Origin of the sequence: Pleurocapsa sp. CCALA 161 (assembly GCF_003003995.1) — a bacterium.
Lineage (GTDB): Bacteria > Cyanobacteriota > Cyanobacteriia > Cyanobacteriales > Xenococcaceae > Waterburya.
In genome coordinates, this window is sequence record NZ_PVWF01000133.1 from 1 (window position 1) to 10,891 (window position 10,891).

The window sequence follows — 10,891 nt, forward strand, 5'->3', positions numbered from 1 at the left end:
GTAGTGAGAACATGAATGATTTCATTTGCTCCAACGTCTAAAAATCTCTCCAGTTGGTTAATATCATCATTGAGAACTGATAGTAATGCTCCTGTACTGCGTTCCTCAAAGTAGGCTGATTCTAAATTTTGGACATGACTATAGGCATCCAAGCGAATATCGTGCTGTACATCTTGAGCCAAATTGCGCCACAGTCGAGTAAGAGCGTATTCAAAGACTGACTCGAAAACCCATATAATTGCCGATAAAACTGACAGTATCAATAGCTGTTGGAAAATATCAGTAATCCCCAAGCGTGCCACGATGGAATCTTGTTTTTGAACCACTACATCCACCGCAGCACCAATAATAGCGGGAGGCGCGAGATCGAAAAGTTTATTTAAAATTGAGCAAATTGTTGCTTGCCAGACTATGGTTTGATATTTATCTCCATATCGCAACAGTCGATTTAAAGGATGTTCTGATGATTTCCGTTTACGTGCAGTCATGAGGTGATCTAGTTGACATATTCTTTATGCAACTTAACAGAATTTGCCTCAAGAAAGTGAGAATTCAGGAGTTTGGAGTCAATTTAATGGCGATCGCTGGCAAGCAAGATAATCAGTCCACTAGCAATACTTCTGGCTTAGATCTAGATAATTACTTAACATCTGTCCTCAACCAAACTATTACAATAAATATATAAAATAACAATGTAGACAAAACAATTTTTAAAGATTATGTCCGCTGCCGTTTTAATTGAAAACCTCCAAAAAAGCTATGGTGATGTCCAGGCAGTAAAAAATATTTCCTTTACTGTACAGCCAGGGGAAATCTTTGGTTTATTAGGCCCAAACGGTGCGGGCAAAACTACAACTATTCGCTGTTTATGCACTTTGTCCAAACCTGACGCTGGCAAAATTGAAGTAGGGGGAGTTAGTGCGATCGCCTTACCCAAAGCAGTACGGCAAAGGCTGGGTTATGTAGCTCAAGAAGTAGCACCTGATAAAGTATTGACGGGTAGAGAGCTATTAAAGTTACAGGCAGCACTATACCATTTACCCCAGAAAATAATCGGCGATCGCATTCAACAATTAATTGAAGTACTAGGTTTAGAAGAATATGCTAACAAGAAGATAGGCACTTATTCTGGAGGAATTCTTAAACGCTTAGACTTAGCAGCGGGATTATTACATCAGCCTGAAGTTTTAGTTTTAGATGAGCCTACAGTTGGTTTGGATATTGAAAGTCGTATGGTGGTGTGGGAGTTTTTACAAGAGTTACGCGCAGCAGGGACAACTGTTCTAATCACTAGTCATTACCTAGAGGAAATCGACGCTTTAGCCGATCGCCTGGCAATTATCGATCGAGGAGTTGTGATCGCTGAGGGTAAACCGTCAGAATTAAAAGACAAATTGGGCGGCGATCGCGTTACCTTAAGAATTAGAGAGTTTACCAGTGATGAAGAAGCAGATAAAGCAAAACATATTCTAGAATCTTTGCCTTTTGTCGAAGAAGTGATCATTAATGCCGTTCAGGGAAATTCTCTTAACCTAATTGTTAAATCGGGTCAGAGTTCCCTCAGTAAAATCGAGCAGTCCCTAGCAGAAGTTGAGCTTCCCACCTTTAGCTTGGCGCAGTCTCGCCCTAGCCTTGATGATGTTTACCTTGCTGCTACAGGACAAACCATCATGGATGCTCAAATAGCTGCCTCCAGCACTAGAGATCTCAAAAAAGAGAAAAAACAGCAAATGAAATGACTACTGTAATTCCATCATCAGCTAAACCCAAACTTCCTCCTGGTTCAAAAGCTCCTGCGATCGTCGGTATGGTTCAAGCTTTACTCGATCAATTTGGCACATTAGAAAGATATAACCAAAAATATGGAGAGATATTTTATGGTTCAAAATCTTCTTTAATGCCTCCTTATGTAATTTTCAGTAATCCTCAAGCAATCGAACAAGTTTTTACCGCCGATCCTAGTTTATTTGAAGTTGGTCAACAGTCCACCGCACCAGTAAGGGTTTTGCTAGGAGATAAATCTTTAGTATTGCTAGACGGCATCGAACACAAACAACACCGTAAGTTACTGATGCCACCTTTTCATGGGGAGAGGATGAAAAGCTACGGTCAAACTATGGTTAGTGTCACTCAAGAAGTGATATCTCAATGGCAGGTTGGTCAAACTATTTGTATTCGAGACTATACTCAAGAGATTTCCCTGCGGATTATTTTAAGGACTATTTTTGGTTTAGAGGAAGGACAAAGATACGATCGCCTAAAAGCACTTTTGCTAGATTGGTTAGATACGTTTAACTCGCCATTGCGTTCTTTTTTCCTATTTTTTCCCGCCTTACAAAAAGACTTGGGTGGATTAACTCCCTGGCATAAGTTTTGCCAACAACAAGGTCAGATTAAAAAGATTTTACAAGAGGAATGTAATCGCCGTCGCCAAAATCCCGATACTATGGGCGAAGATATCCTCAGCTTATTGTTAACAGCTAGATACGAAGATGGTCAACCAATGAGCGATCGATCGATTACAGATGAATTGATGACCATGTTATTTGCAGGACATGAAACTACTGCAAGTTCTTTGGCTTGGTCATTCTATTGGCTACATCGTTTACCTCAAGTCGGTCAAAAGTGTCGACAAGAATTAAATTTGGCTGAAAATGCCGAATTTAGCGATCTTGCTAAACTTCCCTATCTCAGTGCGATCGTATCAGAAACCCTCAGATTAAATCCCGTGGTGGTATTTGTTGGTCGTCAATTAAAGCAACCCTTTGAATTAATGGGATATCGGCTTGAGGCGGGAACATCTTTGTTTCCTTGTATTTATTTAACTCATCAACGAGAAGATCTTTATTCCGAACCAAAGAAATTTAAACCAGAAAGGTTTATGGAAAGACAGTTCTCTCCTTACGAATATTTGCCTTTCGGCGGGGGAAATCGTCGTTGCTTGGGTTATGCTTTTGCCTTATTTGAAATGAAGCTAGTTTTAGCGACTATTATGTCCCAAATAAAATTGGAATTGCTCGATAATCGCCCATTAAAATCTGGTCGTCGGGGTTTTACTTTTACTCCTGAAGGCGGAGTCAAAATGAAGGTAATAAGTATAAATAACAGGCAATAATAGGCAATCGTGACAAGTTAAACTAATTAATTTTAAATCAACAAACATAAAACATACTGTTTACCATCACAAATAAATTATGAGTCAGTCTATTTCTAGCAGTAAAATTAAATCTGTATTAACCCCCAACCCTAGTATCAGCAAAAACAGCGAGCAAAATAGCTCCCTGGGTGATTTTATTCAGGAAACATTAGCCCTAACTCAACGTCTATTTATTCAACTGCAACGTCGTCCTTCGACTTTAATTGCGGGCATCATTCAACCTTTTATGTGGTTGGTCTTGTTTGGCGCCTTGTTTAGCAAAGCACCATCAGGATTATTTGGTACTGACCTAAGTTACGCTAAATTTCTCGCGCCAGGTGTAATTGTGTTTACTGCTTTTTCAGGAGCATTAAACGCAGGTTTACCAGTAATGTTTGACCGAGAGTTTGGGTTCTTGAACCGTTTGCTGGTTGCACCGTTGTCTTCCCGTTACTCGATTGTGGCAGCTTCGACAGTTTATATAATTGCTCTGAGCTTTATTCAGACCGCAGTTATTATCTTTGCCAGTGCTATATTGGGTGCGGGTTTGCCAGGGTTGGCTGGGTTGAGCGCGATCGCTTTAATTGTCTTTCTGATTGTTCTAGGAGTTACTGCTTTAAGCCTTGGTTTAGCTTTTGCCCTACCTGGTCATATTGAACTTATTGCCGTGATTTTTGTGACTAACTTACCTTTATTGTTTGCCAGTACTGCTCTTGCGCCCTTAAGCTTTATGGCTGATTGGCTTCAGGTCATTGCCAGTCTTAATCCTTTAACCTATGCGATTGAACCAATTCGCTATATTTATGGTCATGGAGATTGGGCAATTAACAGTATCGTTATGGATACTCCCTGGTTTGGGTTTAGTTTTGGTACAGTTATCCTAGTATTGTTGGCGTTTGACGCTTTGATCTTACTGGCAATTCAACCTTTATTACGTCGTCGTTTTGCCTAAAAAATAACTTTAACTTTTATGATGAGGTTTAATTATGATTAAAAATAACCGATTACATCGAACTGGTTGGGCAGTAGGAATAGCTTTCGTGGCGATCGCAGGGTTGAATTTCTCTGCTGTAGCTCAATCTGGTGCTGATGATGGCTATCAGCCTAACGAAAAAGATGGCATTTATGGAGATGCACCTGCGGGATTAAATCCTCTCGATATTATGCATCGCGCCCAACAAACAAATGGGCGTAGTGCAGCCGAGTTTGATCGAGAATCGCAGACACAAATCGATAATTCTGCATCAGACTTTAAACGTCTACAACAGCAAAGAATTTTAGAACAGCAGCAGTTGGGACAAAAACAAGGAGAAACGACCGAAACTGCTCAATAAATGATTGATCGGCAGAAGAAAAGAAGATGAAGAATTTATCTCAAGAATTAGTAAATAGTGTGGCGCAGCTATTTCCTGATGCAATTTTTCATCATCAAACTACAGAAAAGATCGTGGCATTAACGATTGATGATGCGCCTTGTCTGCTAGATCGAGGAGATTACGGGACTAAATTAATCTTAGAGGCGATCGCTCAACACAATCAACAATATAGTTATTTAGAGCCAGCTAGAGCAACTTTTTTTATTATCAGCAGCCATCTCAATCCTGATTCTCAAATTATTGCCGAAATAATGGCTCAAGGTCATGAAATTGCTAATCATGGGGTAATTGATGAAACCCACGCTTGGTTAACTCCGCAACAGTTTGAGCAGCAGCTAAAAGAAGCTCATGAGCAACTACTAGAACTTACGGGCAAAGAGGTTCGTTGGTATCGTCCAGGAAGAGGTTTTTATAATCAGACCATGGTGAAGGCGATCGCTAATTTAACTGCCCAAGAGAATTATGATCTCCAGCTAGTCCTCGCCTCAATGATTCCCTTTGATACTTTTGAGCTAACTAATCAGCCTTGGTTAACCGCCATGTATACCAAACAAATGGTCTTTCCTGGAGCAATTTTAGTCTTTCATGCCAACTCTCTCAAGGTGGCAAAAAATACGGCGATCGCTTTAAAACTTATCTTAAAAGACTTGAGAGCAAGAGGTTATCGGATAGTTACCGTCAGCGAACTATTAAACCAAAATTTATAAGTTAGTTGTTGCTTGGGTGCGATCGCATTTCTTGAACTGTTAATTAATACTTAATCACGAGTGTTGATAAATTTCGTGGTCAAGGGCGATCTCAAAGGAGAAGGTTGATGAAAAAAGTAGCCGTGTTTGGCAATGCTGGAGGTGGTAAATCTACTCTTAGCAGCAGATTATCAGAAGTCACTGGTTTACCACTTCACGTCTTGGACAAAATTCAATATTTATCTGGAGGTGTTGAGATCCCGCAGGAAAACTACAGACGCGCCCATCAGCAAATTTTAGATACTGACCAATGGATTATTGACGGGTTTGGTTGTATGGAAACTCTCTGGCTACGATTGAGCGAGGCGGACAGTCTAATTTTTGTCGATCTACCGCTACCTGTACATTTTTGGTGGGTGACTAAACGACTAATCACAGGTTACTTTAAACCCCCAGCAGGTTGGCCTCAAAACAGTCCTCTTTTGAAGAGTTCAATCAACAGCTACCGTACGCTTCGGCTATGCCACAAATTTTTGACTCCAAAATATCGTGAGTATGTTGAGCAGGTTCAAAGCACTAAAAGCGTTTATCATCTCCGCTCGACTAAGCAGATTGCCCAGTTTCTCGGCTCTATTGAAAATGCCTCACGTAATTGATCGATAACAATCAAATTTCTCGAAAATTAGCTAGCAACAAAAAGAATGAAAACTTTCTGCCCCTTTCTTTTTATTAATTTATTTTTATTTACTTTTACCAGCCTGATTGCCTATCGATTAAATCTTTGACCTGCATCCAAATGATTGCGTCTTTATTACATACCATGTCCGATTGACAGTAATCTACATTGCTGCGAGTTAGCCAATGAGTCGCACAGTTATCGCAACCCTCCATCGTACACTTCCCTCTCTTGGGGTTGGCGTGGGTAAGTCTTTTATCCAATTCTCGGATTTCAATGATTTTGTTTAAGCCATAAGATAAATTTTTTGGTTGATTTAGAGTTTTGTTGTTTTCTCTTTTGGATGGTGCGGTCTTCAGTAGTAATTTTGTATACATATTTTTTTTCTTATATATCGACCCATTCTAATACAAATATAAAGAAATTATTAAAAATACTCAATTTATGGTTGGAAGCGTCTTCCTCAACTGATTTGTGGAATTTTGGCAACCTTAACTAAATACAACAATACTAAACAATGTTAGGAGTTTTTTTTACTACTACCTACTACCTATGAGCTAAATCACCCTAATTGTTTTAAGCTGCGGCGGCTTTTGAGTGTGAATCTTCCTACTCAAAACGCGCCGCTAATTTTGTACGGCTATAAAGTAGCTAGGCATAATTAATTTAAAGACTTATGTGAGGTAGTGGAGTAGTGGAGATAGGGGAGAAAAATAAAAATCCGTTATTTTATTTATTTTATATTTAATTTCACCCAGCTACTTATGTTCGAGAATTAAATAATTGCGATCGCTAACTATAGCTTGCCAATTGGGTTCAATGACTATGGTGCTAATGGGTTCGACGATAATCGCAGCGCCTTTGATGCAGTCTTGTGGCTGTAAATCTTCACGGCGATAGATTTGGGTATTATGCCAACTGTCAAAAGCAAACATTGGCACTGATTCTATTGCTATTGCGGATTGATTGATTGGGCGAGTACGGGAAACAATTGCTTCTTCAAGAGCATTCATTGTTTGAACTAGTTCTACAGAAACCGACTCAATCACTAATTCTTTGTCTGATTGAATAAAACCATAGCGAGTTTGATGTTCGGTGGCAAAATCTTGTTCCATGATTGCCAGCTCGCGATTAAAATTGACAGTTAAAGTTGAATTAGTCCCCGTATATTTTAAGTTTACTTGTTTAATTACTTGTATATCTCCAACTAGGTCTAGATCGCTCAAAGATGCCAACAAAAACTCCAATTTAGGCATAGTTTCAAGAGTCAGGGGCATTTCTACAGACTCTACTTTGGTAGTGCTGATATCTGCCAAACCGATACCGTAAGCCGAAAGCACCCCTGCATAGGGATGAATAAATATTTTGCTAATGCCCAAGTTGTCTGCAACTAAACAGGCTACCTGCGCCCCTGCGCCCCCAAAGCAGCAAAGGACATAGCGACTGACGTCATAACCTTTTTGTAGACTAATTTTTTTTATAGCATTTGCCATGTTGGCTACGGCGATCGCGATAAAGCCAGAAGCCACTTGTTCAGGTGTAAGATTATTATCTGTAGCGGTATTGATTATTTTGGTTAGTTCGGCAAATTTGGTCAGCACAATCTCTCGATCTAAAGGCTGATTAGCATCTTGACCAAACACCGCAGGAAAGTATTGAGGCTGAATCTTACCCAGCATGACATTAGCATCAGTGACAGTTAATGCTCCGCCACGGCGATAGCAGGCAGGACCAGGGTTTGAACCACCTGATTCAGGGCCAACGCGGTAACTAGCGCCATCAAAAGACAGAATTGATCCGCCTCCTGCGGCAATGGTATGAATAGCTAAAACAGGAACTCGCATGCGCGCTCCAGCAATCTCTGAATCTAATTCTCGTTCATATGCTCCTGCATAGTGGGCTACATCAGTACTAGTTCCTCCCATGTCGAAAGTAATAATGCGCTGAAAACCTGCCCGCTGACTAGTTTGTACTGCCCCAACAATGCCTCCTACTGGCCCACTGAGAATACTATCTTTCCCCCGAAAATCAACAGCAGAAACTAATCCTCCGTCAGATTTCATAAACATCAGTTGAGTATCTGGTAGCTGCTGGATAAGGCGGTCAATATAGCGACGGAGGATTGGTGTAAGATAGGCATCAACTACAGTAGTATCTCCTCGACTTACCAGCTTGATTAATGGGCTTATTTCATGAGAGATAGAGATCTGAGTAAACCCGACTTCTCTAGCAATCTCGGCTACTTGGAGTTCATGCTTTCTATAGCGATAACCATGCATCAAAACGATCGCACAGCACTCAATTCCCGTCTCATGTACAGCCTGTAAATCTTGTCGAACCTGTTGTCTATCTATAGGTTTTAATTCATTTCCCTGAGCATCGTAGCGAGCATCGATCTCCACGACAGATTCATATAGCATACTGGGGAGAATAATTTCACGGGCAAAGATATCAGGGCGATTTTGATAGCCAATGCGGAGGGCATCTTTAAAACCTTTAGTAATCAATAATACTAGGCGATCGCCTTTGCGTTCTAGTAAGGCATTAGTTGCTACCGTAGTCCCCATTTTGACTACCTCGATTTGTTCGGTAGGAATAGGTTCATCGGTGGCAATGCCCATGAGGTTTCTAATCCCCTGAATCGGCGCATCCTGATACTGTTCTGGGTTATCTGAGAGCAATTTATGGACAATAATTTGACCTTGGGGAGTTTGCGCCACTATATCGGTGAATGTTCCCCCGCGATCGATATAAAATTGCCAGCGTTGACCAAAAATCATATTCGCTCAAAAAAACTATCAACAAAGATAAATTATCTATTTGGAATGACTATATAACTAAAAAACTCTCAAAACTCATCGCTATAGCAAATCCAATCAATAATGCTTTGCACCGATCTTAACTTCTGACTATCGAGCCGATTCACTTTATAGAGGCTAAAATAGCGTAATCTTTGCTCTATTTTAAACTTTATGAAACCGCAACTATTAGCTGTAATTGTTATTCTAACTACTATTGCTGTTCCTGCTCAGGCGGAAAACTTGAGTGATTTAAATCAACTTTTAAGTACCAAGAAATGTTCTCAATGTGATTTGAGCAATGCTGGATTAGTCCAGGTAGACTTAACAGGTTCACATTTGACAGGAGCTAATTTGGCAGGAGCTAATTTGAGCCAGGCTAATCTTCAGGGTGCAGATCTGCACGGGGCAGATCTTTCAGGAACATCATTATATGGTGCTAACTTAACAGGTGCTAACTTAACAGATGCTAACTTAACAGGTACAGATCTCAGAAATGCTTATGTGGGGAGTGCTAACTTAGCAGGTGTAGATCTTGAGTCGGCTCATGTAGATGGGATCAAAGGTTTGGCTGCCACCGCTGCCTCTGCCGAGCAGTTTCATCGTTGGGGTGTACGAGAAGCTGAAAGTGGAAACTATCAAGGCGCGATCGCTAATTATCAAAAAGCGATTCAGCTCGATCCTGAATTAGCCCCAGCATATTTGGGTTTAGCCATAATTCAATATAATTTTGATTATCGAACCGCAGCCCAAAAGAACAATCAGATGGCTATCAATTTGTTTAAGAAACAAAAGCATGAATTAGGTTTGCAAACTGCTACTAATTTTCAACAAAGGATGATTCTAATTCAAGAAGCCGACAATAATGTGGCTCAAAAGGAAGGAGGACATGGACAGATCGGTAAGTTTATTGGTAGTGTCGGCTCTTTACTGCTCCAGTTTTTGCTGTAGATTTTGCTATAAATCTCTACTTATTTGAGTTTGGGCAAATTAGGATCGCTGTAGGCGGGATTAGTAATAAACTCTCGATCAGTTAAGCTTTGTAAAAAGGCAATTAAATCATCAATTTCCGATGAGGTAATTTCAAAACCTTTAACAAAGCCACTTTTATAGGGACTGGCGCTACCTATCCCTGCCCATTCTCCCTCGCTAATTGTCCTGCCACCTGCTTGATAATGAGCGATCGCTTCTCTGAGAGTAGCTATGCTACCATCGTGCATATAGGGTGCTGTCAGAGCAATATTTCGCAGGCTAGGAGTTTTAAAGCGACCCATATCTTTTTCTGCTTGAGTTATCTCTTTAATACCGATATTTTCGGGCGGATAACTACCCTTAGCGTCAATATTGTATAAACCTGTGTTGTGAAATGCTGTTTGAGTAAATGCCAAATTTTCGTGCTGAGTTGAGTCACTAAAATTAATGCCAGTATGACAGTGAAAACATTCTGTCCGTTCGCTGTTAAATAGCTTTTCTCCCCGTTTAGCAGCAGCAGAGATAGCGTTTGTCTCTCCTTGATAACGATAGCGATCGTAAGGGGAATTAAAAGATACGAGACTTCTTTGAAAACTGGCGATCGCTTTAGTTAAGTTATCCAAGTTTACGGGTTGGCGATCATCAAAAGCCTGGGCAAACATTTGCTGATAGTTAAGATCATCTTGCAGCCATTGAATCATTTGCTGCTCTTTGCCTACCATCCCCATCTCAATTGGATGTTCTCCAAAGATAGGAATTAATGCTTGATTTTCCAAACTAGTGATCAGGGGGTTTGCCCAAGTTAATACGGGACTGTAAGCGACATTTCCTAATCCCATAGAGTTGCGAGTATGAGATTCATTGGTCGAACCAAGCGCCACCTGCTTCCCATCCGTAAAAGCTAGAGACTGCTGATGACATGAGGCACAAGAATACTTTCCTGTAATCGATAAACGGGGTTCGTAAAATAGATGTCTACCTAATGCAACTTTCTTTGCCGTCATCGGATTACTGTCTGGGACTACTGGTTTTGGCGTCCACTCTGGTAAATTCCAGTTATATTCTGTTTGAGCAGCCAAATGTCCATCCAGCGCCATTGCTTTACTCAAGCTCATTGAGAGGCAAACAGACAAGAAAAAAGCCAGCAACAAATTAAAAATGCGATCGCCCATGCAAGAGTACTTAATAACTACAAACTACGAACAGTATAGTCATTCCAAATAACAACCAGACGATCTCTGAGAAAA

At 40.5% G+C, this 10,891-nt stretch carries 12 protein-coding genes; 8 read left to right on the top strand and 4 right to left on the bottom strand.

The annotated features are described in order from the left end of the window. A partial coding sequence (locus C7B62_RS21445; protein WP_146132165.1) for an ABC transporter transmembrane domain-containing protein occupies positions 1-488 on the bottom strand: 488 nt, incomplete at its 3' end. Between the two features lie 26 nt (positions 489-514). On the opposite strand from C7B62_RS21445, the gene C7B62_RS25860 reads away from it, so the two are divergent. The 7 genes from C7B62_RS25860 to C7B62_RS21475 all read left to right on the top strand — a co-directional run bounded on the left by C7B62_RS25860 (position 515) and on the right by C7B62_RS21475 (position 5,854). Next, a complete protein-coding gene (locus C7B62_RS25860) occupies positions 515-685 on the top strand; it encodes a hypothetical protein (protein ID WP_158260724.1) in 171 nt (56 codons plus the stop codon). Between the two features lie 34 nt (positions 686-719). Continuing rightward, positions 720-1,739, top strand: a complete 1,020-nt coding sequence (locus C7B62_RS21450; protein ID WP_106242116.1) for an ABC transporter ATP-binding protein — start codon at positions 720-722, stop codon at positions 1,737-1,739. Continuing rightward, positions 1,736-3,115 carry a cytochrome P450 gene (locus tag C7B62_RS21455; RefSeq protein ID WP_106242119.1) on the top strand — a complete coding sequence of 460 codons (1,380 nt, stop codon included), beginning with the start codon at positions 1,736-1,738 and terminating at the stop codon, positions 3,113-3,115. Before C7B62_RS21450 ends, C7B62_RS21455 begins: the two co-directional genes overlap by 4 nt. A gap of 79 nt (positions 3,116-3,194) precedes the next feature. Beyond that, positions 3,195-4,088, top strand: a complete 894-nt coding sequence (locus C7B62_RS21460; protein WP_106242122.1) for an ABC transporter permease — start codon at positions 3,195-3,197, stop codon at positions 4,086-4,088. Positions 4,089-4,122: 34 nt separating this feature from the next. After that, on the top strand, positions 4,123-4,470 hold the full coding sequence (locus C7B62_RS21465; RefSeq protein WP_106242125.1) for a hypothetical protein: 348 nt from the start codon (positions 4,123-4,125) through the stop codon (positions 4,468-4,470). A gap of 26 nt (positions 4,471-4,496) precedes the next feature. Next, positions 4,497-5,219, top strand: a complete 723-nt coding sequence (locus tag C7B62_RS21470; RefSeq protein WP_106242128.1) for a polysaccharide deacetylase family protein — start codon at positions 4,497-4,499, stop codon at positions 5,217-5,219. 107 nt (positions 5,220-5,326) lie between these two features. Continuing rightward, positions 5,327-5,854: an adenylate kinase gene (locus C7B62_RS21475; RefSeq protein WP_106242130.1), complete on the top strand. Its 528-nt coding sequence runs from the start codon at positions 5,327-5,329 to the stop codon at positions 5,852-5,854. A 94-nt stretch (positions 5,855-5,948) separates the two neighbouring features. On the opposite strand, the gene C7B62_RS21480 is transcribed toward C7B62_RS21475, so the two are convergent. Together C7B62_RS21480 and C7B62_RS21485 are read right to left on the bottom strand one after the other, a co-directional pair. After that, the gene (locus C7B62_RS21480) at positions 5,949-6,251 is read right to left on the bottom strand and encodes a hypothetical protein (RefSeq protein WP_106242133.1); all 303 of its coding nucleotides are present in this window, start codon (positions 6,249-6,251) and stop codon (positions 5,949-5,951) included. A gap of 381 nt (positions 6,252-6,632) precedes the next feature. Next, the gene (locus tag C7B62_RS21485; protein WP_106242135.1) at positions 6,633-8,654 is read right to left on the bottom strand and encodes a hydantoinase/oxoprolinase family protein; all 2,022 of its coding nucleotides are present in this window, start codon (positions 8,652-8,654) and stop codon (positions 6,633-6,635) included. A 192-nt stretch (positions 8,655-8,846) separates the two neighbouring features. On the opposite strand from C7B62_RS21485, the gene C7B62_RS21490 reads away from it, so the two are divergent. Continuing rightward, positions 8,847-9,623, top strand: a complete 777-nt coding sequence (locus C7B62_RS21490; RefSeq protein ID WP_106242138.1) for a pentapeptide repeat-containing protein — start codon at positions 8,847-8,849, stop codon at positions 9,621-9,623. 20 nt (positions 9,624-9,643) lie between these two features. Here C7B62_RS21490 and C7B62_RS21495 read toward each other — a convergent pair whose 3' ends face one another. After that, a complete protein-coding gene (locus C7B62_RS21495; RefSeq protein ID WP_106242142.1) occupies positions 9,644-10,816 on the bottom strand; it encodes a methanobactin export MATE transporter MbnM in 1,173 nt (390 codons plus the stop codon). Positions 10,817-10,891 lie beyond the last annotated feature (75 nt).

What these genes read in the sequence shown, in the direction of transcription:
- C7B62_RS25860 (WP_158260724.1), top strand. Translation starts at nt 515, where the DNA reads ATGCAACTTAACAGAATTTGCCTCAAGAAAGTGAGAATTCAGGAGTTT.
- C7B62_RS21450 (WP_106242116.1), top strand. Translation starts at nt 720, where the DNA reads ATGTCCGCTGCCGTTTTAATTGAAAACCTCCAAAAAAGCTATGGTGAT.
- C7B62_RS21480 (WP_106242133.1), bottom strand. Translation starts at nt 6,251, where the DNA reads ATGTATACAAAATTACTACTGAAGACCGCACCATCCAAAAGAGAAAAC.
- C7B62_RS21485 (WP_106242135.1), bottom strand. Translation starts at nt 8,654, where the DNA reads ATGATTTTTGGTCAACGCTGGCAATTTTATATCGATCGCGGGGGAACA.
- C7B62_RS21495 (WP_106242142.1), bottom strand. Translation starts at nt 10,816, where the DNA reads ATGGGCGATCGCATTTTTAATTTGTTGCTGGCTTTTTTCTTGTCTGTT.
- C7B62_RS21465 (WP_106242125.1), top strand. Translation starts at nt 4,123, where the DNA reads ATGATTAAAAATAACCGATTACATCGAACTGGTTGGGCAGTAGGAATA.
- C7B62_RS21460 (WP_106242122.1), top strand. Translation starts at nt 3,195, where the DNA reads ATGAGTCAGTCTATTTCTAGCAGTAAAATTAAATCTGTATTAACCCCC.
- C7B62_RS21490 (WP_106242138.1), top strand. Translation starts at nt 8,847, where the DNA reads ATGAAACCGCAACTATTAGCTGTAATTGTTATTCTAACTACTATTGCT.
- C7B62_RS21475 (WP_106242130.1), top strand. Translation starts at nt 5,327, where the DNA reads ATGAAAAAAGTAGCCGTGTTTGGCAATGCTGGAGGTGGTAAATCTACT.
- C7B62_RS21470 (WP_106242128.1), top strand. Translation starts at nt 4,497, where the DNA reads ATGAAGAATTTATCTCAAGAATTAGTAAATAGTGTGGCGCAGCTATTT.
- C7B62_RS21455 (WP_106242119.1), top strand. Translation starts at nt 1,736, where the DNA reads ATGACTACTGTAATTCCATCATCAGCTAAACCCAAACTTCCTCCTGGT.